At 73.5% G+C, this 23,647-nt stretch carries 22 protein-coding genes and 3 tRNA genes; 15 read left to right on the top strand and 10 right to left on the bottom strand.

What is annotated here, in order from left to right:
• Nucleotides 1-2 precede the first annotated feature (2 nt).
• Together OG990_RS22830 and OG990_RS22825 are read right to left on the bottom strand one after the other, a co-directional pair.
• Complete coding sequence (locus tag OG990_RS22830; RefSeq protein ID WP_406077087.1) at nt 3-869, bottom strand: 3-methyladenine DNA glycosylase; 867 nt, start codon at nt 867-869, stop codon at nt 3-5.
• Nucleotides 870-903: 34 nt separating this feature from the next.
• A complete protein-coding gene (locus tag OG990_RS22825) occupies nt 904-2,364 on the bottom strand; it encodes a hypothetical protein (protein ID WP_406077086.1) in 1,461 nt (486 codons plus the stop codon).
• Nucleotides 2,365-2,538: 174 nt separating this feature from the next.
• On the opposite strand from OG990_RS22825, the gene OG990_RS22820 reads away from it, so the two are divergent.
• The 4 genes from OG990_RS22820 to OG990_RS22805 all read left to right on the top strand — a co-directional run bounded on the left by OG990_RS22820 (nt 2,539) and on the right by OG990_RS22805 (nt 3,955).
• A complete protein-coding gene (locus OG990_RS22820) occupies nt 2,539-3,342 on the top strand; it encodes a fumarylacetoacetate hydrolase family protein (RefSeq protein ID WP_328424428.1) in 804 nt (267 codons plus the stop codon).
• 108 nt (nt 3,343-3,450) lie between these two features.
• Nucleotides 3,451-3,522, top strand: a tRNA-Gln gene (locus tag OG990_RS22815).
• A 135-nt stretch (nt 3,523-3,657) separates the two neighbouring features.
• A tRNA-Glu gene (locus OG990_RS22810) sits at nt 3,658-3,730 on the top strand.
• Between the two features lie 152 nt (nt 3,731-3,882).
• Nucleotides 3,883-3,955 (top strand) — tRNA-Glu (locus tag OG990_RS22805).
• Between the two features lie 130 nt (nt 3,956-4,085).
• Here OG990_RS22805 and OG990_RS22800 read toward each other — a convergent pair.
• Complete coding sequence (locus tag OG990_RS22800; RefSeq protein ID WP_007456408.1) at nt 4,086-4,772, bottom strand: IclR family transcriptional regulator; 687 nt, start codon at nt 4,770-4,772, stop codon at nt 4,086-4,088.
• A gap of 49 nt (nt 4,773-4,821) precedes the next feature.
• On the opposite strand from OG990_RS22800, the gene leuC reads away from it, so the two are divergent.
• From leuC to OG990_RS22780, 4 genes are all read left to right on the top strand, one after another.
• On the top strand, nt 4,822-6,267 hold the full coding sequence (gene leuC, locus OG990_RS22795; RefSeq protein WP_406077085.1) for a 3-isopropylmalate dehydratase large subunit: 1,446 nt from the start codon (nt 4,822-4,824) through the stop codon (nt 6,265-6,267).
• Between the two features lie 14 nt (nt 6,268-6,281).
• On the top strand, nt 6,282-6,869 hold the full coding sequence (gene leuD / locus OG990_RS22790) for a 3-isopropylmalate dehydratase small subunit (RefSeq protein WP_328424433.1): 588 nt from the start codon (nt 6,282-6,284) through the stop codon (nt 6,867-6,869).
• 172 nt (nt 6,870-7,041) lie between these two features.
• Complete coding sequence (locus OG990_RS22785; RefSeq protein ID WP_406077084.1) at nt 7,042-7,734, top strand: HU family DNA-binding protein; 693 nt, start codon at nt 7,042-7,044, stop codon at nt 7,732-7,734.
• Between the two features lie 138 nt (nt 7,735-7,872).
• Entirely contained in the window at nt 7,873-9,921 is a 2,049-nt protein-coding gene (locus tag OG990_RS22780; protein ID WP_406077083.1) for an endonuclease/exonuclease/phosphatase family protein, read from the top strand.
• Between the two features lie 32 nt (nt 9,922-9,953).
• On the opposite strand, the gene OG990_RS22775 is transcribed toward OG990_RS22780, so the two are convergent.
• From OG990_RS22775 to cofC, 5 genes are read right to left on the bottom strand one after another with little or no spacing between them, the layout of a single operon-like run.
• The gene (locus OG990_RS22775) at nt 9,954-10,832 is read right to left on the bottom strand and encodes an NUDIX hydrolase (protein ID WP_355606065.1); all 879 of its coding nucleotides are present in this window, start codon (nt 10,830-10,832) and stop codon (nt 9,954-9,956) included.
• Complete coding sequence (locus OG990_RS22770) at nt 10,820-12,340, bottom strand: CHAD domain-containing protein (protein ID WP_406077082.1); 1,521 nt, start codon at nt 12,338-12,340, stop codon at nt 10,820-10,822. Before OG990_RS22770 ends, OG990_RS22775 begins: the two co-directional genes overlap by 13 nt.
• Nucleotides 12,341-12,365: 25 nt before the next feature.
• On the bottom strand, nt 12,366-14,714 hold the full coding sequence (locus tag OG990_RS22765) for an RNA degradosome polyphosphate kinase (protein ID WP_386989839.1): 2,349 nt from the start codon (nt 14,712-14,714) through the stop codon (nt 12,366-12,368).
• 54 nt (nt 14,715-14,768) lie between these two features.
• Complete coding sequence (locus OG990_RS22760) at nt 14,769-14,966, bottom strand: cold-shock protein (RefSeq protein ID WP_328424445.1); 198 nt, start codon at nt 14,964-14,966, stop codon at nt 14,769-14,771.
• 23 nt (nt 14,967-14,989) lie between these two features.
• The gene (gene cofC, locus OG990_RS22755; protein WP_328424447.1) at nt 14,990-15,637 is read right to left on the bottom strand and encodes a 2-phospho-L-lactate guanylyltransferase; all 648 of its coding nucleotides are present in this window, start codon (nt 15,635-15,637) and stop codon (nt 14,990-14,992) included.
• A 128-nt stretch (nt 15,638-15,765) separates the two neighbouring features.
• Here cofC and OG990_RS22750 point away from each other — a divergent pair, with 128 nt between their 5' ends.
• The 5 genes from OG990_RS22750 to OG990_RS22730 all read left to right on the top strand — a co-directional run bounded on the left by OG990_RS22750 (nt 15,766) and on the right by OG990_RS22730 (nt 20,730).
• The gene (locus OG990_RS22750; protein WP_406077081.1) at nt 15,766-16,503 is read left to right on the top strand and encodes a lysophospholipid acyltransferase family protein; all 738 of its coding nucleotides are present in this window, start codon (nt 15,766-15,768) and stop codon (nt 16,501-16,503) included.
• On the top strand, nt 16,500-17,534 hold the full coding sequence (locus tag OG990_RS22745) for an NAD(P)H-dependent glycerol-3-phosphate dehydrogenase (RefSeq protein ID WP_328424451.1): 1,035 nt from the start codon (nt 16,500-16,502) through the stop codon (nt 17,532-17,534). Before OG990_RS22750 ends, OG990_RS22745 begins: the two co-directional genes overlap by 4 nt.
• Before the next feature lie 7 nt (nt 17,535-17,541).
• A complete protein-coding gene (locus OG990_RS22740) occupies nt 17,542-18,660 on the top strand; it encodes a cystathionine gamma-lyase (protein WP_406077080.1) in 1,119 nt (372 codons plus the stop codon).
• Nucleotides 18,661-18,806: 146 nt separating this feature from the next.
• Nucleotides 18,807-19,595 carry a putative protein N(5)-glutamine methyltransferase gene (locus OG990_RS22735; RefSeq protein ID WP_406077079.1) on the top strand — a complete coding sequence of 263 codons (789 nt, stop codon included), beginning with the start codon at nt 18,807-18,809 and terminating at the stop codon, nt 19,593-19,595.
• An 85-nt stretch (nt 19,596-19,680) separates the two neighbouring features.
• Nucleotides 19,681-20,730 (top strand): ROK family protein, encoded by a 1,050-nt coding sequence (locus OG990_RS22730; protein WP_328424456.1) that lies wholly within the window; start codon nt 19,681-19,683, stop codon nt 20,728-20,730.
• Between the two features lie 25 nt (nt 20,731-20,755).
• On the opposite strand, the gene OG990_RS22725 is transcribed toward OG990_RS22730, so the two are convergent.
• Together OG990_RS22725 and OG990_RS22720 are read right to left on the bottom strand one after the other, a co-directional pair.
• Nucleotides 20,756-20,956 (bottom strand): DUF397 domain-containing protein, encoded by a 201-nt coding sequence (locus OG990_RS22725; protein WP_328424457.1) that lies wholly within the window; start codon nt 20,954-20,956, stop codon nt 20,756-20,758.
• 5 nt (nt 20,957-20,961) lie between these two features.
• Nucleotides 20,962-21,807: a helix-turn-helix transcriptional regulator gene (locus OG990_RS22720; RefSeq protein WP_328424459.1), complete on the bottom strand. Its 846-nt coding sequence runs from the start codon at nt 21,805-21,807 to the stop codon at nt 20,962-20,964.
• Nucleotides 21,808-22,083: 276 nt separating this feature from the next.
• Between OG990_RS22720 and OG990_RS22715 the strand changes: the two genes are divergently transcribed.
• Both OG990_RS22715 and OG990_RS22710 read left to right on the top strand, forming a co-directional pair.
• Nucleotides 22,084-22,302, top strand: coding sequence for a hypothetical protein (locus OG990_RS22715; protein ID WP_328424461.1), 219 nt, complete (start codon nt 22,084-22,086; stop codon nt 22,300-22,302).
• Between the two features lie 193 nt (nt 22,303-22,495).
• Nucleotides 22,496-23,596, top strand: coding sequence for a D-alanine--D-alanine ligase family protein (locus OG990_RS22710; protein WP_406077078.1), 1,101 nt, complete (start codon nt 22,496-22,498; stop codon nt 23,594-23,596).
• Nucleotides 23,597-23,647: the final 51 nt, after the last annotated feature.

The following is a 23,647-nucleotide window of genomic DNA, read 5'->3' as shown; positions in this document are numbered from 1 at the left end:
GGTCAGGCGGGAACGGCCGCGAGCAGCCGGTCGCGCAGCACGGCGGCCCGGTCGGCGAACCCGCGCTGCGCGGCGGCGTACTCCGCCCGGCCCTCCGGCGTCTCCACCCGTACCGGGGGGCAACCAAGCGCTGCCAGGTCGTACGGGCTGGCCCGCATGTCCAGCGTGCGGATCTCCCGGGCCAGCGCGAAGGCATCGGCCACCAGCTCCGAGCTGACCAGCGGGGAGAGCTTGTACGCCCACTTGTACAGATCCATGTTGGCGTGCAAGCAGCCCGGTTGCTCGTGCGCGTGCTGGGTCTCCCGGGTCGGAGTGAGCAGGTTCAACGGCCGGGCCGGCGGGGTGAAGAACCGGAACGCGTCGAAGTGGCTGCACCGCACGCCCCGCTCCTCGACGATCGCCGCGGTCCGTTCCGGGTCCAGCCGCAACGGCCAGGCGTTGTGCCGCAGTTCCTCGCGGGTCTGCCGGTAGACCATCGCCCACTCGTGCATCCCGAAGCAGCCGAAATGCGGCGCCCGCCCGGCGGTGGCCGCCAGCAGCGAACGGATCCAGCCGATCGACTCGCCGCGCCGCGCGCGTACCGCCTCGGTGTCGAGGGTGACCCCGGCAGTGGTGGCGCGGTAGTCCCGGCCGAACTCGGCCGGATCCGCGCCGTGCAGCTCGACCCCGGCGCCCGGGTGCCAGCGACGCAGTTGGGCCGGACGGTGCGAGTAGTAGGTGAACAGGAAGTCGTTCACCGGGTGCCGCTCACCGCGGCGTCGGCGGGCCAGGTGCGGGGTCAGCCAGACGTCCACCCGCTCCTCGTGGGCCCGGCGGCGGGCCTGCCAGGTCGCCACGTCGAGCACGGCGGGGGCGAGGGCGGCGGTCACGGACCCCAGGGTACGACCGCCGCCCGCCCGCCGGTCAGGGCATGTCCACCCGCACGCCGGCGGAGAACACCCCGCTGCGCAGCTCCAACTGCCGGGGCGGGTCCCGACCGTCGACGGTGAAGACCAGCGGGAGCACCACCCGGCTGCCCGCCGCCATCGGGTCGGCGAAGACGTCCCGACCGAGGTTGGCCGCCCTGGTGGCCGACTCGTCGGTGCTCACCCAGCGTCCCCCGGGCAGGTAGGCCCGTTGCAGCTGACCGTGCCAGGGCTGGTGGTCGCCCGTGACGTTGCGCACGCCCACGGTGGCCTGGCAGCGTCGACCGGCGGCCGGAGCCGCACCGCCCCCGTCAGCCGGCCGGGCGGCGCCGGCCGAGCCGCAGGACATCCCGTACACGGTGAACTCGAACGCCGACTCGCGTAGCGGCACACCAACCGGCCCGGAGACTCCGGTGCCCATCCACGCGCCGCTGGTCGGCTGCTTCTGGGTGTCGATCGCCGCGACCCGCTGGGTCGCCGTCCACCCCGCCGCGCCGATCACCCCGGCCAGCACCGCCACGGCAACGCCCACCAGCAACCAGACCGGCGGGGTACGCCGGCGCTTCGCCGGGCTGGGTGCGGCCGGGCGCGGGTAGATCGTTCCCCGTCCAGCGTCTGGCCCGCCGCCGGTGGCCAGGGCGGCGGCCGTCACCCGACGCCCGCGCCGCCGTCGCCACACCCAGACCAGACCGGCGCTGAGCAGCAGCAGGATGGCCGCTCCCGCCAGCAGCACCGGGATCCGCTGCCAGGGCGGTGTCTCGGTGACCTTGGCCGGGGGTGGCGCTGCCGCCTGCCAGGTGGCCGTGCCGCAGTCGTACGGCCGGCTGCCGTCGCTGGTGAACGCGCAGGCCGGCGCGGTCAGCGGCTGGCCGGGCGCGGTCGCGGTGAGCGCGGTGCCCAGCGTGGTGGTGCTGTGCGCAGGCAGCCTCAACCGCCAGGTCACCTCTGCGGCGGACCCGCCGGCCCGGGTGGACCGGCCGCCAGCGCTGATCGAGGTGGCCGACGAGCCGGGTGGCAGCTCCTGGCGCACGGTGGTGTCGACCGGCGAGTTGCCCACGTTGCGCACGTGGATCCGGTACCGCGGCGCCGGGCTGCTCTCCGGGGCGACCGCCACCGTGACCGGTGGCGGCGGCGTCGACGCCGGTACCCGGGCGGGTGGCGCCACCGCCGGTGGGGCCGAGGGTGGTGTTGGCTCCGCGGTCGCCGTGGGCGCCCGCGCGGCCACCGCCACCGGTGGCGGCGTGCTGGTGACCGGTGGCAGCGTGGCCGCCGCCGAACCGGGCGTGGCCGCCGTCGTCGGTCGTGGCGTGGCTGCCGCTGGTTGTGGCGTGACGGCCGGTGGTCGTGGCGCGGCCGCCGCCTCCGGAGCCGCCGCCGGCAGGGCCGGCACGGCGGCGAGGATGCCGAGGCAGTGCACGAACACTGCGAGGGCTCTGTGGTGTCGTGTCGATGCAGGCATACGAACGAACCTCCGGAGCCGACGCTAGGGGCGGGCTCCCTCCGTGCGGGTACGAAGTCGGGAAGTCCGCCCCGGCCGTTGCCACCTCGGGTAGGGTGCCCCGCCCTGACGGGTTGAGCACACCCAGCAGCCGGTCCTGGCCGGCAGGCCCGTCGACGGGGCTAGATTGGCCAGGTGCGTATCGCTCGTTTCGCTCATGCCAAGGGAATGTCGTTCGGGGTCGTCGAGGGCGAGGCGGAGGCTGGGCTGCAGGGCCTGACCATCGCCGAGATCGAGGGTCATCCGTTCGGCCAACTGTCCTTCAGTGGGGCCCGCTGGGCCCTCTCCGACGTCCGGCTGCTCTCGCCGATCCTGCCCAGCAAGGTGGTCTGCGTGGGTCGCAACTACGCCGAACACGCCGCCGAGCACGGCAGCGAGGTGCCCAAGGAGCCGTTGCTCTTCCTCAAGCCGTCCACCTCGGTGATCGGCCCCCGGGACGCCATCCGGCTGCCGATCTTCTCCAAGCAGGTCGAGCACGAGGCGGAGCTGGCGGTGGTGATCGGCGCGCCGGGGGCGCGCCGGGCCGACCGGGCCGCCGCCGAGCGCGCCATCTTCGGCTACACCTGCGCCAACGACGTCACCGCCCGGGACCTCCAGCGCTCGGACGGGCAGTGGACCCGGGCCAAGGGCTTCGACTCGTTCTGCCCGATCGGTCCGTGGATCACCACCGGCCTGGACGTCTCCGACCTGGAGATCCGGTGTGAGGTGGGCCGCAACCCGGAGGAGATGGAGGTACGCCAGCTCGGCCGGACGAAGGACATGGTCTTCGACGTGCCGGGCCTGGTGTCGTACATCTCGCATGTGATGACTCTGCTGCCCGGCGACGTGGTGCTCACCGGCACCCCGGCGGGGGTTAGCCCGCTCGTCGAGGGGGATACCGTCACCGTGCGGATCGAGGGCATCGGCGAACTCAGCAACACCGTGGTCCCCGTCGCCTGATCCGCGCGATGCCCCTGTTTCCACAGCTCACGCGTGGTTCGGGGGGATCGGATTTGGCCTGCCGGCACCGGGAGGGTAATGTTCACTCCCGGCGCCGCAAGGGGCCAATGGGGTATGGGGTAATTGGCAGCCCGACTGATTCTGGTTCAGTTAGTCTAGGTTCGAGTCCTGGTACCCCAGCGCAGCTGGGATTCGCGAGAATCCCGGAACGCTGGATTCTGACGGAGTTCGACTCCGCCCCTTCGGGGGCGGAGAGTGGTCTCTGGTAGAGTGCAGCTCCTCCGCCCGCGAGGGCTGAGGAGCAGAATTAGTTCTGGCCCCGTCGTCTAGTGGCCCAGGACGCCGCCCTCTCAAGGCGGTAGCGCCGGTTCGAATCCGGTCGGGGCTACATCTGTGCACAGCCCGTCTCACCTGGTGAGGCGGGCTGTTTCGTGTCCAGCGGAGTGCGCCGGCCGCCCCGCACCCCGGGCTCACCCCCGGGTGCGGTGCCGCTAGACTACAGCCGCACCGCCCGCGAGGGCGGTGAAGCAGGAAAGTTCTGGCCCCGTCGTCTAGTGGCCCAGGACGCCGCCCTCTCAAGGCGGTAGCGCCGGTTCGAATCCGGTCGGGGCTACAAACCAAAGGCTCGTCTCGCTGCGCGAGACGAGCCTTTCCCGTCCCACCCCCACCCACCCACGTTGATCATGAAGTTAGCGGTGCGACACGCCGGTGCGGGTGACGCCAACTTCATGATCACGCGTCGGTCAGAGGCCGGAGAGGCGTTGGCCGGCTCGCACCACCGCCATGGCGTGACGTTCGCCGGGGCGGCGGCCGAGGCGCTCGATCGGGCCGGAGATGCTGACCGAGGCGATCACCCGGCCGGTGCGGTCGCGGATCGGGGCGGAGACGCTCGCCACACCGGCCTCACGCTCGGCGACGCTCTGCGCCCAGCCACGGCGGCGTACCTCGGCAAGGGTGCGGCCGGTGAACTTGCTGCGCGGCAGCAGCGGCATCACCGCCTCCGGCGGCTCCCAAGCGAGCAGGATCTGAGCCGCCGAACCGGCGGTCATCGGCAGCACCGAGCCGACCGGAACGGTGTCCCGCAGGCCACTGGCGCGCTCCGCCGCCGCTACGCAGATCCGCTCGTCGGCGCGGCGCAGGTACAACTGTGCGCTCTCGCCGGTGGCGTCGCGCAGCGCGGCCAGCAACGGCTCGGCGGCGGTCAGCAGGACGTCCGGCGCGGCGTTGGCCAGCTCACCCAACCGGGGGCCGGGCCGCCAGCGACCCTGGGTGTCCCGGACCAGCATCCGGTGGATCTCCAGTGCCTGTGCCAGCCGGTGTGCGGTGGCCCGGGGCAGCTTCGTACGTTCAACGAGTTCGGCCAGGCTGGCGCCGTCGACACAGGCGGCCAGGATGACCACCGCCTTGTCGAGAACGCCGACACCGCTCATACTGTGTCCCACAAGCCGAAACTTACCTCCCAGAATTTAGGATGTCCAGATGGTGGGAGTCACTCCTGAGCCGAGGACCCTGGCCGAGAAGGTCTGGGACGCGCACGTCGTACGGTCCGCCGCTGGTGAGCCGGACCTGCTCTTCATCGACCTGCACCTGCTGCACGAGGTGACCAGCCCGCAGGCGTTCGACGGGCTGCGGCTCGCCGGGCGCCGGGTGCGCCGTACCGACCTGACGCTCGCGACCGAGGACCACAACACCCCGACCGGGTACGCCGATCCGGCGTTCCGGCTCCGCCGTGGTGACCTGCTCACCATCGCGGATCCCACGTCGCGTACGCAGATCGAGACGCTGCGCCGCAACTGCGCCGAGTTCGGCGTGCGGCTGCACCCGCTCGGCGACGACAACCAGGGCATCGTGCACGTGATCGGCCCGCAGCTCGGGCTCACCCAGCCGGGCCTGACGATCGTCTGCGGCGACTCGCACACCGCCACCCACGGCGCGTTCGGCGCGCTCGCCTTCGGCATCGGCACCAGCGAGGTGGAGCACGTGCTGGCCACCCAGACGCTGCCGCAGAGCCGGCCGAAGACCATGGCCGTGAACGTCACCGGCCGACTCGCCCCCGGGGTCACCGCCAAGGACCTGGTGCTCGCGCTGATCACGCAGGTCGGCACCGGCGGCGGTCGCGGGCACATCGTCGAGTACCGCGGTGAGGCCATCCGCTCGCTCTCCATGGAGGGGCGGATGACGATCGCCAACATGTCCATCGAGTGGGGCGCCAAGGCCGGCATGATCGCGCCGGACGAGACCACCTTCGCGTACCTCAAGGGTCGGCCGAACGCGCCGCACGGCGCGGACTGGGACGCCGCGGTGGCGTGGTGGCGGACGCTGCCCACCGACGAGGGCGCGCGCTTCGACGCCGAGGTGACCCTGGACGCCAGCCAGATCACCCCGTTCGTCACCTGGGGCACCAACCCCGGGCAGGGCGCGCCGCTGAGCGCGCCGGTGCCGGACCCGGAGGAGTTCGCCACCGACTCGGAGCGCGCCGCGGCCCGCCGGGCGCTGGAGTACATGGACCTGCGTCCCGGCGTCCCGTTGCGCGAGCTGCCCATTGACGTGGTCTTCGTGGGTTCCTGTACCAACGGCCGGCTGGAGGACCTGCGGGCCGCCGCCGACGTGCTGCGCGGCCACAGGGTCGCCGACGGGGTCCGGATGCTCGTGGTACCCGGCTCCGCCGCCGTGCGGGAGGCCGCTGAGGCCGAGGGGCTGGACAAGGTCTTCGCCGACGCCGGCGCCGAGTGGCGGTTCGCCGGCTGCTCGATGTGCCTGGGGATGAACCCCGACACGCTGAAGCCGGGCGAGCGGTCCGCCTCCACCTCCAACCGCAACTTCGAGGGCCGTCAGGGCCGGGGTGGGCGTACCCACCTGGTTTCCCCGCCGGTCGCCGCTGCCACCGCCGTGGTTGGCCGGCTGGCCGCCCCCGCCGACCTGTAGAAGGGACCCGACCGATGGAGTCGTTCACCACCCACACCGGGACGGCCGTGCCGCTGCGCCGCTCCAACGTGGACACCGACCAGATCATCCCGGCCGTGTACCTCAAGCGGGTGACCCGGACCGGTTTCGCCGACGGGCTGTTCAGCGCTTGGCGGGAAGATCCGGCATTCGTTCTCAACGATCAAACGTATTCCGGAGCGTCGATCCTCATCGCCGGCCCGGAGTTCGGCACCGGCTCCTCCCGTGAGCACGCCGTCTGGGCCTTGCGGGACTGGGGCTTCCGCGCGGTGGTGGCCCCGCGCTTCGGCGACATCTTCCGCGGCAACGCACTCAAGGAGGGTCTGCTGCCGGTCGAGTTGGAATTGAAAGCCGTCGAAGAGTTGTGGGGCCTGATCGAGGCGGATCCGAGCACCCAGATCACCGTCGACCTGACCGCCCGTCAGCTCCGGGCCGGGGATCTCACCTGGTCATTCCCGCTGGACGACTTCAGCAGGTGGCGGTTGCTGGAGGGCCTGGACGACATTGGACTCACCCTTCGGCACGCCGCCGACATCGACGCCTACGAGACAGGCCGACTGCCGTTCCTGCCCTCGGTGGCATAGCCGTACGCCCGACCGCACACTGGATTCCACCCCCATCGGGGCAACCGGTGGGGGTGAATCCGTTACGACACAAGGGCTTTTTTCTACCGAATGTTTGTGTCCCGGCAGCACAGGGCATACCGTGCGCGCAGAATGGCTCGCGTCGAGTCAGTTGCACAATCGGGAGGAAGTCGTGAACAAGGCCGAGCTCATCGAGGCGCTCGCCGTTCGCCTGGGGGACCGGAAGACGGCGACGAACGCCCTCGAGGCGGTCCTCACCGAGGTCCAGGCGGCGGTTACCAAGGGCGAGAAGGTGGCGATCACCGGATTCGGAGCATTCGAAAAGCGTGTGCGTGGCGCGCGAACAGCGCGCAACCCGCGTACCGGCGAGGCGGTGAAGGTCAAGAAGACGTCCGTGCCGACCTTCCGCCCCGGCGCTGGGTTCAAGGAGATGGTGGCCAGCGGCAAGGTGCCGAAGGTCGCGGCGGCGGCGAAGAAGACCGCCACCACCACAACCAAGGCCGCCGGCACCAAGGCGGCGGGCACCAAGGCGGCAGGCACCAAGGCGGCAGGCACCAAGGCAGCGGGCACCAAGGCCACCGCAGCCAAGGCGGCCACCAAGAAGACCGCCCCGGCCAAGGCGGCCAAGACCGCCACGGCGACCAAGACGGCCGCCAGCAAGAAGACCGCCCCGGCCAAGGCGACCAAGAGCACCACGGCGACCAAGACGTCCGCCAGCAAGAAGACCGCCGCGGCGAAGAAGACCACCGCGGCGACCAGATCCACCGCGGCGAAGAAGACCACCGCGGCGGCGAGCAAGAGCGCGGCGGCCAAGAAGGCCCCGGCGAAGAAGGCTCCGGCCAAGAAGGCGGCCAGCAAGCGCTGATCGACCGTCACGAAAGGGCGTCCACCCGTAGGGTGGGCGCCCTTTCGCCGTCACCGACCCGTTGACCGGGCCGGCCGGCACGCGCAGAATCGCCGTGCCGGCCCCCTCGGCCGGCCCGTCGACGGGAAGAGGGCGCCGGTGCGCTACCGCCTGCTGACCACCGGATCGCTCGCGCTGGGCGTCATCCTGTTCATCGACGTGCTGCGGGTCTGGCTGCCCGGCATCATCACCATCTTCGGCCAGGCCGCGTCCACTCCGGCCGAGCTGATGGGCGCGTTCGCCCTGGGCTGGTTCGTGCTCGCGCTGGCCGCACCGGCGCTGGTCCGCCGGGTGGGCGTCCGCCCGGTCACCGTCGTCGCGGCCGTTGTGCTGGCTGCCGCCCGGCTTGCGCTCACCGCCACTCCCGGCGGGCGTCCGCAGCTCTGGTTGGCCACCGCCGGGCTGCTCGCCGGGCTGGTCTGGCTCCTCGGCGTCGCCGCCAGCACCGACCGGCCGGTGCCGGGGCTGGCGCTGGGGCTGGCGGTCAACGCGGCCGTACACGCGTTGCTGGACACCCACGACCTGGTCTGGCGGGGCGACTGGCTGGCCTGGTTGCTCAGCGCCGTCGCGGTGACGCTGTTCCTGCTCGGTACGGCGCTGCCCACCGCGCCGGCCGGCCCCGGCGGCGCCCGGGCCTGGCTGCTGGCCGGTCCGGCACTGCTGCTGGCCGGGATGGTGGCGCTCGCCCCGGCGCTGGCCCGCACCGGTACCTCGTACCTGGTCGCCGAGGACGGCCTGGCCCGCTCGCCGCTGCTCGGGTTGGCCCCGGTGCCGGTGGCCGTCGCCGGATTCCTGCTGGCCGCGTTGACCGGCCCGCCCGGGCGGTGGGGCCGCGTGCTGGGGCCGGCGGCATTGCTGGCCGGAGCGCTGCTGTTCGCCCTCGACCGGGGCGACCTGCTCGTCCCGGCCGTCCTGCTCGCCGCCGTCGGTCTCGGCGCCTGCCTGGCCCTCACCGACACGGCCGGAGCCACCAACACGGCCGGCGGCACCGATGCGGCCGGCGGCACCGATGCGGCCGGCGGCACCGATGCGGCCGGCGGCACCGACACTTCCGGCGCGACCGGGAGTGCCGACGAGGCCGGCGGAATCGGCGATGCCGGTCGCCCCGAGGTCGCCGCTGCTGGCGGGCCGCCGGCCGGCGCGACAGGCAGCGCGCGGTGGGCGGGCCGCCGGGGGTACGCGGTCGCCGCCGGCATGCTCGTCTTCGTGCTGGGCGCCGTCGGGTACTACTCCGCCTACGACCTCGGCTACCCCAACGCCGCGGTGCCGGTGGTGGTCGCCGGACTGGTCGCCGTCGTGGCCCTCACCGCCGGTCCCGTCGGCCGTACGGCACCGGCACCGTTGCCGCCGGTGCGGACCACGGCCGTGGTCGCCGCCCTGGCCCTGCTGGCGCCGCTGCTCGCCGACGATGTGCCGGTGGCCGGCAACCGGGACGGTCCGCCCGAGCGGCTGACCGTGGTGGCGTACAACATCCGGATGGGCTTCGGGCTGGACGGTCGTCTCGACCTGGACGGGCTGGCCGATGCGGTCCAACGGCAGGCGCCCGACGTGGTGCTGCTCAGCGAGGTGGACCGGGGCTGGCTGCTCAACGGTGGCCACGACACCCTGGACCTGCTGGCCGACCGGCTCGGCATGCCGTACGTCTTCGGGCCGGCCGCCGACCCCGTCTGGGGCGACGCGGTGCTCAGCCGCTGGCCGGTGACCGATCCGCGGACCCTGCCGCTGCCCGCCGTCGGGGCGCCCACCGGGGCGCAGGCCCTCGCCGTCACCCTGGACCTCGGCGACGGTGTCCGTACCGCCGTGGTCAGCACCCACCTGCAACCGCCGCCCGACCAGGGCCCGGTGGTCCAGGCCCGCGCGGTCGCCGACTTCGCCACCGGGTACGCGGCAGGCTGGCCGCTGGTGGTGGCCGGTGACCTGAACACGGAGCCGGGCGACGAGGCGTTCGGACAGTTCACCGAGGCCGGTCTGGTCGACGCGTTGGCGGCCGCCCGACCGCTGGCGACCAGCCCGGCCGACGACCCGCGCGAGCAGATCGACCACGTCTTCGTATCGCCCGGCCTGACGCCCACCGATCCGGTCGCGCCGCGCGGCACGGCCAGCGACCACCTGCCGGTCGCGGTCACCCTCACCCTCCCGCCCCGCTGACCCCGCTCCACGACGCCCGGGGTCGGCGGGGGCTACAGGCGGTCGGCGGCGAGCAGCCGGTCGGCGGTGAAGGCGAGCAGCCACCCGCCGCCCTTCGGCGTGGTGAAGTCCTCGTCGTCGCGGCCGGTCAGCCGTTCCAACGCGCCCGGCAGCACCTTGCCCTGGCTGCACACCGCCACCTGCCCGCCGGCGCCGGCCAACTCGAGCAGTCGGGCGGCGGTGGCGAGGACCTGTTCGTCGTGCTGCTGGCCCGGCTGTGGCTCGTCCAGGTCACCGCAGATCTCGATCGGCAGGTCGAGCAGCGCGGCGGCCGGGTCCAGGGTCTGCACGCAGCGGCGCGGCGAGGCCGAGAGCAGCCGGGCCGGCCGGACCACGGCCACCAGCCCGGCCAGCGCGTTCGCCTGGGCCCACCCCTCGGCGTCCAGCGGCCGGCCGGTGTCCGGGCCGGTCCAGGTGGTCCGTTTGCCGGCGTGCGCATGCCGGACCAACGCGATCGTCCCGGTCACCGGTGGCAGTGCGGCGAACGCGGCCAGCACCTCGGCGTCGTGCGGATAGCTGACCAGCCGGATGGCGTCGTCCACGGCGAGCCAGCGCGTGTCGTCCACTTCGGTGCCGGGCTGGAAACCGCCGGTGCCCACCGCGAGCATCGACCAGTAGTCGACCAGCTTCGGCTGGCCCTCGCTGCGGTAGCGCACCGACGGCAGTCGGACCTGCGGCACACCCCGGACGTCGGACTCCTCGGCGACTTCGCGGACCGCCGCGACCAGCGGATGCTCGCCCGGCTCCAACTTGCCCTTCGGCAGCGTCCAGTCCCCGTAGCGCGGGCGGTGCACCAGGCAGACCTGTGCGCCGTCGGCGGACGGCCGCCAGACGACCCCGCCGGCCGCCCGGATGCCGGTCACGGCAGCCAACTGGTCCGCCGCCGCCGGGTGGCCAGGTGCCAGGCCGCCGGGAAACGGCCCCGCATCCGGCGTACGGTCGCGCGTTCCCGCTCGGCCAGCCGCCCGGCGGTGACCGCCATCTCGTGATCCTCCGGCCGCTCGGCGGCGATGGCCAGCCAGGTGTCCGCCGCAACGGCGGCGTCCTGGTGCTCGCCGAGCACGTCCTGCACCCCGGCGAGCGCGCGGGACAGTCGGCGCGCGGCCTTGCTGAGCGCCGGGGCCACCGCGTTGACCGCGTACCGGGCCTGCTTGCCCTCCTTGCGTACGGCGTGCCAGCGGTCGTCGGGCGCCAGCGGGTCGAGCGCGTCGACGCCGTCCGGCCCGGTGAGCCGCTGCCAGGGGCGGGCCACCAGCCCGGGCAGGGCCCGCGTCGCCGGGGCGGCCGCGCGGCTGGTGAGCCGGGGAGCGTTGGCGGCCAGTACCAGGGCGTCCACCAGGGCCAGATAGCGCGCGGAGCGCAGCGCCTCGTTGACGGCGGCGAGCGCCTGCCGCTGCCGCTCGGCGAGCGCCTCGTCCAGCCGGTCCACCGCCCCCGGGTCGAGCGGGCTGAGCGGATCAGCGGTCGCCGTGCGCCGCAGCCGGTCGCGCAGCACCTCGGCGTCGCGGGCCGCGCCGAGCACCCCGGCCAGCCAGCGAAGCTCGGCACGCAGCGGGCGGGACCACTTCCTGCGGACCAGCGGCGCGAAGGTGCGCAGGTCGCTGCGGAGCCGCCGGCAGGCAACCCGCATCTGATGCACCGCGCTGTCGCCCCCGCGGCCCGGTACGCCCAGCCGGACCAGCGGGTCATGCGCCAGCAGCCGGCGGACCTCCTTGCGGACCGCCTCGGTCACCACGTCACCGGCGCTCGGGTCGGCCCTCAGCCCGGCCGGTGCGACCAGATCCGGCTCGGCCCGCGCCGCCGCGCCCAACGCCCGTACGTGTTTCGGGGTGAACGACCCGCCCCGCGCACCGGCCTTCCGCAGCACCGTGCCGACGTGGTCCAGCAGCTTCCGGTCGCCGGCCTTGCGCTCCACCTCCAACTCCCGGAAGGAGCCGATCGTGGCGCCGGAGTCGTCGAGCACGGTCACGTGGTCGTCCACCACCTCGGCGAGCACCGTGCCGCCCTTGTCGCACACCTCGTGGGCGTGCCGAACGGTCCGTACCACCGTCACCGGCGCCAGCGGCGCGCCCCGGTGCAGGGCGGTGACCATCTCCACCAACTCCGGCGGCGGCTGCTTGACCGGCCCCGGCCGCGAGATCTCGTGCCGGACGCCGGGCGTCGACGTGGGCAGCTTCACCGTCCAGGGCAGCTCGTCGCCCCGGCGGTGGCGCAACGAGGCCCCGGCGCGGGCCAGCCGCAGGTCGACCGTGTCGAGGTAGCGGGCGACCAGCGTCACCGGCGGCAGCGCCCGGACCCGGCCACCGTCCGGCGACGTGGCGGACAGGTCCGGCAGCACGTAGGCGTCGTCCACCTCGTACTTCTGCTCCTCCTCCACCATCAGCTCACCCTATGTCGCTACCCGGTCAGCCGGCGGTGCCACCGACGCGGCGCAGCAGCAGTTCCTGGAGATGGACGCGGGCCGCATCGTCGCCGGTGCGCCGGGTCCAGCGGCCGTCGCCGGCCAGCTCGAACGCGTCCACGTCGGGGCCCATCGCCAGGGCCAGCACGTGGTCCAGCTCGGCTCGGGCGACCGGGTCGCTCACCTGCACCAGCGCCTCCACCCGCCGATCCAGGTTGCGGTGCATCAGGTCCGCCGAGCCCATCCAGAACTCGGCCTCGCCGTTGTTGCCGAACCGGAAGACCCGGGAGTGCTCCAGGAAACGGCCAAGGATCGAGCGGACCCGGATGTTCTCCGACAGCCCCGGCACCCCCGGGCGCAGCGTGCACATGCCCCGGATGAGCAGGTCGACGTGCACACCAGCCTGGGAGGCCCGGTACAGCGCGTCGGTCACCCCCTCGTCGACCAGCGAGTTGACCTTGAACTGGACCAGGCCCGGCATGCCCAGTCGGACGTGTGAGATCTCCCGCTCGATCCGCTCGATCAGGCCGCTGCGGATGCCCTGCGGCGCGACCAGCAGCCGCCGGTACGCGGTCTGCCGGCTGTAGCCGGTGAGCACGTTGAACAGGTCGGTGAGGTCGGCACCGATCTCCGGGTCGGCGGTGAGCATGCCGAAGTCCTCGTACAGACGGGCGGTCTTCGGGTGGTAGTTGCCGGTGCCGATGTGGCAGTACCGGCGGATCTGGTTGCCCTCCTGCCGGACCACCAGCGCGGTCTTGCAGTGCGTCTTCAGGCCGACCAGGCCGTACACCACGTGGCACCCGGCGCGTTCCAGCGTGCGGGCCCAGCCGATGTTGGCGACCTCGTCGAAGCGGGCCTTCACCTCCACCAGCACCACCACCTGCTTGCCGGCGGCGGCCGCGTCGACCAGCGCGTCGACGATCGGGGAGTCTCCGCTGGTCCGGTAGAGGGTCTGCTTGATGGCCAGCACGTTCGGGTCGGCGGCGGCCTGCTCGATGAAGCGCTGCACGCTGGTGGCGAACGAGTGGTACGGGTGGTGCACCAGGATGTCCCCGTCGCGCAGGGTGGCGAAGACGCTGCGCGGCACCTCGCCCTCGGTGAGCCGGGGGTGGGTGGCCGGCACGAACGGCGGGTCCTTGAGATCGGGTCGGTCGGCCTCGCCGTAGACCTGCCACAGCGCGGAGAGGTCGAGCAGGCCGGGCACTCGCAGCACGTCCTGGTCGTCCATGTCCAACTCCCGGACGAGCAGCTCCAGCATGTGGTCGGAGATCGACGCGGCCACCTCCAGCCGGACCGGCGGGCCGAAGCGGCGCCGGGCCAACTCCCGCTCCAGAGCCTGTAGCAGGTCCTCGTCGCGGTCCTCGTCGACCTCCACCTCGGCGTTGCGGGTGACCCGGAACAGGTGGCACTCGACCACCTGCATGCCGCTGAACAGCTGCCCCAGGTGCACCGAGATCAGGTCCTCCACCGGCAGCATCCGCACACCGGGCTGCTCCCGGTCCACCCGTACGAAGCGGGGGACGTTGTTGGGCACCTTCACCCGGGCGAACAGTTCCGAACCGCCGTCCGGGTCGCGGACCGCGACCGCCAGGTTCAGCGACCGCCCGGAGATGTACGGGAACGGGTGCGCCGGATCCACCGCGAGTGGCGTCAGCACCGGGAAGATCTGCTCCCGGAAGTAGGTGCGCAGCCGCTCCCGTTCAGGGTCGCCCAGCTCACTCCAGCGCAGGATGCGGATGCCCTCGCCGGCCAGCTTGGGCAGCACGTCGTCGCCGAAGCAGGCCGCGTGCCGGGCCACCAGCTCGGCGGTCCGCTCGGAGATCAGATCCAGCTGGGTACGCAGGGGCAGCCGGTCCCCGCCGCGTACCGGCAGGCCGGCGGAGAGCCGCCGCTTCAGACCGGCGATCCGCACCATGTAGAACTCGTCGAGGTTGCTGGCGAAGATGGCCAGGAACTTGGCCCGCTCCAGCAGCGGGGTGCGCTGGTCCTCGGCGAGCGTGAGGACCCGGGCGTTGAAGTCGAGCCAGGAGAGCTCGCGGTTGAGGAACCGGTCCTCCGGCAGCGGCGTGGGCGCCGGCGGCTCGTCGTCCGGCTCGCCGCCGGTCTGCGGTCCGTACGGCCGTACCCCACCGGCCTCCGGCCCGTCCGTCTCGGTCGGCTCGGCGGCGGGGTCGATGACCTCGTCCAGGCCGGAGGAGGCGGCGGCCGGGTCGGTGTCGAGCGCGTCGGCGCGGGCGGCGCCAGCCCTCTCGGCCCTGGACGGGCGGAAGCGGCCGTCGGCGCCGCGCGTGCGGACGCCGTTGAGGGGGTCGGTGGTGGGCGGGCTGGCCGGGTGCTCGCGAGGGGTGCTCACCCGCTCATAATCACCCGATTCTGGTTAACGCAAAATGAACTTGGCTTCGCCAGCTCAGTTCATCGTCGGCAATGTCACCCGGACGACCTCGCCGTCGGGATCGGTGTCGATGCGGACCCGCTGGCCGAGCCGGAGCAGCCGCAGCCCGGAGGCGTCGAAGGCCCGAGCCGGGAAGCGCATCTCGGTGCCGTCGTCGAGCAGCAGGACCCCGCTGCGCGTCGCCGCGTCGTAGCTGGCCACCGTGCCTTGCATGCTGGCACCGTACACCGGGCGGGTCAGCCCGCGGAGTGCGCCGGGGAGCCCGCGTCGGTCAGCGCGGCGGTGTGCGGCCCCAGCCCGAGCTGGGCGGCGGCGGTCAGGTCCGCGGCGGTGTCCACGTCCCGGCGGAGGCTGGGCCAGTCGCCGGTCAGCGGGAGCGCTCCGCTCGCCGCGTGCGCCGCCGCCGACCCCACCCCGAACCGCGGGTCCAGGGGGACACCCGGCGGCGCGGCGAGCAGCACCGTGCCGCCGCCCGGGGCGTCCGGCACGAACCGGCGTACCCCGGCCGGGCCGGTCTGCGCCGCGAGCAGCGCAGCGGCCAGCTCGGCCGGGCGCAGCGCCGGCAGGTCGGCCGTGAGCCCGGCCACCCACCCGGTGGTCGCGCCCGCCGCGCCGTGCCGGAAGGCGGCGTTCAGGCCGGCGTCCGGCTCGTCGGGGAGCACCCGTGCGCCGGCGGCCCGGGCCGCCGCCGCCACCCGGGGGTCGTCGGTCACCACCAGGGCCTCGGCGACCGCCGGGCAGGCCAGCACCGCGCGGAGCGTGTCGGCCGCCAGTGCCAGCGCCAGCTCCTCGTGCGGTACGCCGGGCAGCCCGCCCCGCAGCCGGCTCTTGGCGGCGGCCAGACGCTTCACCGGCACCACCACGGCCCACCTCGGCTGACTCACGCCCGCAATCCTGCCAGCCGGCCGCTGGGACCCTCTCTGGCCGTACCGGGGGCGAGCAGGCATGATTTCCGCTGCGGGTGTCGCGGGCGGGGTTCCGCGGCGGGGCCGGGGCGCGACGAGGAGGCACAGTGGCACGGCGGAGGCTGGGGTTCTGGCAACGGTTCGCCGTGGCGCTGGTCAAGCCGGTGATGATCGTCTGGACCCGGCGTACCTGGCGCGGCCTGGAGCACCTCGGCGGAGACGGCGGCGTGATCATCGTGGCGAACCACATCTCGCACGCCGACCCGCTGGTCTCCGCGCACTTCGTCTACGACTCCGGGCGGTGGCCGCAGTACCTGGGCAAGGCCAGCGTGTTCCGGGTGCCGGTGGTCGGCTGGATCCTGCACAGGTGCCGGCAGATCCCGGTCGAGCGGGGCACCGTCGACGCGGTCCGCTCGCTGGAGACCTCGGTCGCCGCGCTCGACGAGGGCGGCGCCGTGGTGATCTACCCGGAGGGCACCACCACCCGGCAACCGGACCTGTGGCCGATGAAGGCCAAGACCGGCGCCGCCCGGCTGGCGCTGGCCACCGGCGCGCCCGTGGTGCCGTTGGTGATGTGGGGGCCGGAGAAGATCTTCGACCCGCGGACCACCCGGCTCAACCTGCGCCCACGGATACCGGTGACCGTGGTCGCCGGTGAACCGATCGACCTGAGCCGGTGGGCGGACGCCCCACCGACCCGGGCCACCCTCGAGGAGATGACGGAAGCCATCATGCTGCGGCTGCGGGACATGCTCGCCGAGATCCGCGGCGGTACCCCGCCGCCGTTGTGGGAACGACCGGCCCGGCCGTCCGCCGAGCGCCAGCAGCAGGGTGGTGCCGCGTGAGCGAGCGCAGCGGGCGAACCGTCGGACACGGCCACGTCGCGGTGCTCGGCGCCGGCTCCTGGGGCACCGCGTTCGCCAAGATCCTCGCCGATGCCGGGCGGGACGTCACGGTCTGGGCCCGCCGGGCGCCGGTGGCCGAGAGCATCCGCAGCGAGCGCCGCAACCCTGAGTACCTGCCGGACCTGCTGCTGCCGGCCCGGGTCACGGCCACCACCGACGCCGCCGAGGCGATCACCGGTGCCGAGGTGGTGGTGCTGGCCGTGCCGTCGCAGACCCTGCGCGGCAACCTCGCCGAGTGGGCCGGGTACCTGCACCCGGACGCCACCCTGGTGTCGCTGATGAAGGGCATCGAGCTCGGCACCACCAAGCGGATGAGCGAGGTCATCGTGGAGACCGCCGGGGTGGCCGCGGACCGCGTGGTGGTGGTCTCCGGCCCGAACCTGGCCCCGGAGATCGCCGCCGAGCAGCCGGCCGCCACGGTGGTCGCCGGAACGAACGGCCACCGCACCGCGCTCGTGCAGGCGTCGATCCGGACGCCGTACCTGCGCCCGTACACCAACGACGACGTGATCGGCTGCGAGCTGGGCGGCGCGGTCAAGAACGTGATCGCCCTGTCGTACGGCATCGCCACCGCGATGGGGTTCGGCGACAACACCCGGGCCATGTTGATGACCCGCGGGCTGGCCGAGACGGCCCGCCTGGGCGTGGCGCTCGGCGCCGACCCGATCACCTTCGCGGGCCTGGCGGGCATGGGCGACCTGGTCGCCTCCTGCTCGTCCCCGCTGGCCCGCAACCGCACCTTCGGGGAGCACCTGGGCCGGGGCGAGACGCTGGAGCAGGCCCAGGCCGCCACCCGGCAGACCGCCGAAGGCGTGAAGAGCTGCCTGGCGATCCGTGACCTGGCGCGGGCACACGGGGTCGAGATGCCGATCACCGAGCACGTCGAGCGGATCTGTCACGAGGGGATGGACCCGCGTCTCGCCGTGGAGAACTTGATGAGCCGGACAGCCAAGCCCGAGTCGTACGAGTGAGGATTCGATGAGCGATCTGGGAGACGGCACCCGCTGCGTACGCGCCGGGCTGCCCGAGCCGGCACCGGGGGACCCGTTCCTGCCGGGGCCGGTCTTCGCCGCGCCGTACCACCTCGACCCGTGGGAGGGCCCGGCCGGCTCGCCGAACGGCTACGGCCGCCCCGACAACCCGACCCGGCGGCTGCTGGAGGCGGCCGTGGGCGAGCTGGAGGGCGGTGACTGCCTGGTCTTCTCCACCGGTCAGGCCGCCATCACCGGGATGCTGCTCACCCTGTTGTGCCCGGGGGACACCGTGCTGCTGCCCAGCGACGGATACTTCTCGGTCCGGGCGTTCGCCACCGGCGTGCTGGAGACGATGGGTGTCCGGGTGCTCTTCGTCCCGACCGTCGGGCCGTACCCGTCGCTGGAGGGCGTCCGCCTGGTGCTGGTGGAGACGCCGGCCAACCCGGGCCTGGACGTGGTCGACGTGACCGCCCTGGCCGAGCGCGCGCACGCTGCCGGCGCCCTGCTCGCGGTGGACAACACCACTGCCACCCCGCTCGGCCAGCGCCCGCTGGACCTCGGTGCCGACCTGGTGGTCGCCTCGGGCACCAAGGCGCTCACCGGCCACTCCGACCTGCTGCTGGGCTACCTGGCCAGCCGGTCCGCCGAGCTGATCGAGGCGATGACGGTCTGGCGCTCCACCACCGGGGCGGTCCCGGGTGCGTTCGACGCCTGGCTGGCCCACCGGTCGCTGGCCACCCTCGACCTGCGGCTGGCCCGGCAGAGCGCGAACGCCGCCGCGGTCGCCGACCTGCTCGCCGGTCGGTCGGACGTGACCGGCCTGCGCTGGCCGGGTCGGCGGGACGACCCCGCGTACCCGGTTGCCTCGGCGCAGATGCGACGGATACCCGGGGTGCTCTCGTTCGACCTGGGCGACGCCGACCGGGTGGGCCGCTTCATCGACGCCGCCCGGCTGGTGGCGGCGGCCACCTCCTTCGGTGGCCTGCACACCACCGCCGACCGGCGGGCGCAGTGGGGCGACGACACCTCCCCCGGCTTTGTCCGGTTCTCCTGCGGGGCGGAGGACACGGCCGACCTGGTGGCCGACATCGCGGCCGCGCTGGACGCCGCCGGGCCGGTCTGAGTTATCGTGTCGGCGGCCCGCCACAGTGGGCCCAGACCGGAGGAGGTGAGTCCGATCCGCCAGCCCAGAGGACCGGCGCTTCCTCCCGTGTGCCCGCCGCGATAGCGGCCGCGGGAGCGCCGGCGAGCGTTTCCCGGAGGTTTCCCATGGCACCACCGTTTTCCACCGACCGACCCGCCCTCGTGCACCGGCTGCGCACCGCCGGCTGCGTCTACGCCGAGGACGAGGCCGACCTGCTACTGGCCGCCGCCGACACCCCGGCGAAGTTGGCCGCCCTGACCGACCGCCGGGTGGCCGGCGAACCGCTGGAGCACCTGCTCGGCTGGGCGGAGTTCTGCGGCCGGCGGATCGCCGTCGCCGCAGGCGTCTTCGTGCCGCGCGGCCGGACCGCCCTGCTGGTCGAGGCGGCGGCCGCGGTGACCGGCCCGGCGCCGGCCGTGGTCGACCTCTGCTGCGGCTCCGGGGCCACCACGGTGGCGCTGGCGCACCGGCTCGCGCCCCGCTGGCTGGCCGCCGCCGACATCGACCCGGCGGCCGTGGCGTGCGCCCGCCGCAACCTCGCCGGGCTGGCCGCCGAGGTGTTCGAGGGTGACCTGTTCGCACCGCTGCCGTCGCACTGGCGGGGTCGGATGGATCTGGTGGTCGCCAACGCCCCGTACGTGCCGACGGCCGAGGTGGCGCTGATGCCCCCCGAGGCGCGGCTGCACGAGGCCCCGGTGGCGCTCGACGGTGGGCCGGACGGGTTGGCCGTCCTGCGCCGGGTGGCCGCTGGCGCGGTCCGGTGGCTGGCACCCGGTGGACACCTGGCGGTGGAGGTCAGCGCCGGGCAGGCGGATGCGCTCTGCGCGGCGCTCCGCGCGGCCGGGCTGGTGCCGGCCGTACGGCACGACGAGGACCTGGACGCCACCGCGGTGACCGCCCGCAGCCCCGGCTGAGCCCGGTTGGGGTGGGCGGGCGTGGCGGGGGAGGGGCCCACGCACTAGCCTCGGCTCACACTCACGACGGCGGGAGGCGGTTTCGGTGGGCAGCGCAGGGGTGCCGGTGGTCGTCGGGTTGGACAACGGCGGCACCAGCAATAACGCCACGGTGCTGACGGTCGACGGCCGCTTCCTGGTGGACGGGCTGTTGGAGATCCCCAGCGAGGTGCGGGACGGGCCGGACGCGGCGATCGAGGCGCTGGCCCGGGCGCTGGACGGGGCCCTGGCGCAGACCGGTGTGCCGCGTGAGCTGGTCCGGGCGGTCGGGCTGGACACCCCCGGCCCGGCCAGCGCCACCGGCGTCATCTCCTCGCGGGGTTCCACCAACTTCTCCCAGCCGGCCTGGCGCGGCTTCGACGTGCGCGGCGCGTTGGAGCGGCGGCTCGGCCTGCCGGTGGTCTACCACAACGACGGCAACGCAGCCGCGCTCTACGCCCACCATGTGTACTTCGGCGCCGAGGCGATGAACCGGTCGTCGGTCTCCGCGATCGTCGGCACCGGCCTCGGCGGCGGGGTGGTCGAGAGCGGTCGGGTGATCGCCGGCGCGGCCGGGATGGCCGGGGAGTTGGGTCACGTGCACATCCCGCTGACCGGGCTGCTCGGCCCGGGGCAGCCGGAGCCCACCTGCGCCTGCGGCTTCGTCGGGGACGTCGAGAGCGTCGCCTCGCTGACCGGCATCGAGCGCAATCTGCTGCCGTACTGGCTGACCCGGTATCCCGACCACCCGCTCACCGCAGAGCCGGTGGCCCGGGCGGCGAAGCTGGTCCGGGGCTACGGCGAGCGGGGGGACGCGCTGGCCCGGGACCTCTTCGCCCAGCAGGCGATGGCGCTGGCCCGGTTGTTCACCGTGGCGGCCAACTTCACCGACCCGCACGCGTACTTCGTCGGCGGCGGGGTGGTGGAGGCGGCGCCGGAGTTCCGCGACTGGTTCCTGGCGACGGTCCGCGAGCACACCGTGCTCCGGGAGGAGCAGGCGGCGGTGGCCACCTTCGCCCTGGTGCCGGAGCGGGACATGGCCGGTGCCCGCGGGGTGGCGATCGCCGCGCTGGAGGCGCTACGTGCCGTGCCGGAGCCCAGGCCGCTGGTGGCCTGAGCCCGGCCCGGCCCACCTCGCCCGGTCAGGGGCGGGGCGGTGCCTGGGCGAAGGCGGCCCAGGCGGCCGGCGGGAACAGCAGGGCCGGGCCGGCCGGGTCCTTGGAGTCGCGGACGGCCACCAGCCGCGGGATCGCGGCCACCTCCACGCAGGCGCCCTCGTCGCCGCTGCGGCTGCTCTTGCGCCATGCCGCCGCGGCCAGCGCCGCTGTGATCGTCGGTGTCATCGGTCCTACCGTCCCTTCAGGAGTGTCAGGAGCTGGTCGCGGCTGTCGGCCGGGCTGAGCGCCACGCTCCGCAGGTGCTCCATGATCTTGGTGCAGGTGCGTGTCTCGCCGGCTCGGTCGAGGATCATCTGGCCGGCGACGGTCTCCACCGAGGCGATGATCGGGTCCTCCGGGTCGGCGAATTCCAGGATGTGCAGCGAGCCGCGGGTGCCCCGGTGGTAGCCGGCGGAGAGCGGGATCACCTGGACGGTGATGTTCGGCAGCTCGGCCATCTTGACCAGGTGGCGTAGTTGCCCGTCCATCACCGACCGGTCGCCGACCGGGCGCAGCAGCGCGCCCTCGTCGATGATCGCGTCGAGGATGGGCGGCTCGTCACTGGTGAGCCGCTGTTGCCGGTCGAGGCGGACCTTGACCCGCTGCTCCACCAGGTCGTCGCCGAGGGTGTGCGGCCCGCCGCGCATCACGCCTCGGATGTAGTCCGCCGTCTGCAGCAGGCCGGGCACGACCGAGGGCTCGAAGTTGGCGATCGCGGTGGCCTCGGCCTCCAGGGCGATGAAGTCGATGGTGCGTGGGTCCAGCAGGTAGGAGTACGACACCCACCAGCCCGGCTTGCGGGCGTCCTTGGCGAGCTGCACCGCCGCGGCCACCTCGTCGGCGCCCACCCCGTACGAGGTGAGCAGGGCGCGCACGGTGGCCGGGCTGATCAGCGTCTGCGCGTTCTCGTACCGGGACAGGGTGCTGCGGGTGCTGTTGATCTCGTCCGCGGCGGTCTCCAGCGTGAGCCCGGCGGCTTCCCGGTGGTGGCGCAGGGCGATGCCGAGCCGGCGGGCACGGGCGGTCTTCGGAGCCATGCATCGATGGTCGCACACATCTGCGGGAACGTCTGCATGAGAGAACGTCGATGAGAGTTGCATTCATTGCTGTACACGTGTCAATCTGTCATCGCGTCCTCACTGCCGGTTGTCGTGGCGACGGTGGTGGTGAGCGACCGGAGGGGATGGGGCACGCGGCGATCGGGTTTCTCCCCCGTACTCGATCGCCGCGTGCCGCCGCCATCCCGGCCCACCGGAAGGAGACGACGTGCGTACCGGTCAGGAGCCCCCCGCCGTGCCCCCGGACGGCCGGCGATGACCCGCTTCCTGGTCGTGCTCACCGACGTGCGTCCCGTCGAGGGCATCGACCGCAACGAGCGGACCGCCCCCGAGCGGCGCCGGCAGGTCGTCGGCGCCAGCAATCGGGAAGCCGCCGACCGGATCGCCGGGGCGTTCATGGCCCTGGGCATGGTCCGGGCCGGCCGGCAGCGGGTCAAGGTGATCGCGGTCGGCCGCCGACACTCCCGCGACTGACCACCCCGACCAGCGCCCCGCGCTCCGTCGAACATCCCGTCACGCACCGTATATCCTCTGTTGACCGAATGCCGTGTCGTGCCGTGGCTCGCCGGGTATCGCCTCGCCCCACCGCCACGCACAGTAAGGTCAACCGGGTGAGCGCCACCGGCGAGCACGACCAGCCGCAGTCGCGTACGAAGAGGTGACCGGAGTGACCACCCCAGGCAGGACCCGCGTGGCGATCGTCTTCGGCGGCCGCAGCCCGGAGCACGGCATCTCCTGCGTCAGCGCGGGCAGCGTGTTCGGCGCGCTCGACCCGGACGAGTACGAGGTGGTGCCGGTGGGCATCACCCGGGCTGGCCAGTGGGTGTTGACCAGCGGTGATCCCGCCCAGCTCGCGATCAACGCCCGCCAGTTGCCGGAGATCACCGCCGATTCCGGCGAGGACATCGTGCTGCGCGCCGACCCGACCGGCAACGGGCTGATGGTGCTCGACCCGACCGAGGGCCCCCGGGCGCTGGCCGACGTTGACGTGGTCTTCCCGGTGCTGCACGGCACGTACGGCGAGGACGGCACCATCCAGGGAATGCTGGAGATGGCCGGCATCCCCTACGTCGGGGCGAACGTGTTCGCCTCCGCCGCAGCGATGGACAAGGAGTTCACCAAGAAGCTCTGCGCGGTCGAGGGCATCCCGGTCGGCCCGTACGCGGTGCTGCGCAACGGCATGACGCTCAGCGAGCAGGACAAGGAGCGGCTCGGCCTGCCGATCTTCGTCAAGCCGTCCCGGGCCGGCTCGTCGTTCGGCATCACCCGGGTCACCGACTGGGCGCAGCTGGACGCGGCCGTCGCCACCGCCCGGCAGTTCGACCCGAAGGTCATCATCGAGGCCGCGATCGTCGGCCGCGAGATCGAGTGCGGCGTGCTGGAGGGCGAGGCCGGCGGCGCGCCCGAGGCGTCCGTGCTGGCCGAGGTGCGGGTCGTCGCCGACCACGACTTCTACGACTTCGAGGCGAAGTACCTCGACGACTCCTGCGAGTACGACATTCCGGCCGGGCTGCCGGAGAAGGTGACCCGCCAGGTGCAGGAGTACGCCGTCCGCGCGTTCACCGCGCTGGACTGCGCCGGCCTGGCCCGCGCCGACTTCTTCGTCACCCCCGAGCTGGACATCTACCTCAACGAGATCAACACGATGCCCGGGTTCACCCCGACGTCGATGTTCCCGCGGATGTGGGCGGCCTCCGGCCTGGAGTACCCGAAGCTGGTCAACCGCCTGATCCGTACCGCCCAGCGACGCGGCGTCGGCCTGCACTGAGCAGCCACCACTCCGCAGCGGCCAGCACGACGACGGGGCCGCTGCGGAGCG

The sequence above is a fragment of the Micromonospora sp. NBC_00858 genome (assembly GCF_045207365.1).
In the GTDB taxonomy this organism is placed as follows: domain Bacteria; phylum Actinomycetota; class Actinomycetes; order Mycobacteriales; family Micromonosporaceae; genus Micromonospora.
This window is presented reverse-complemented; position numbering and strand designations above follow the sequence as displayed.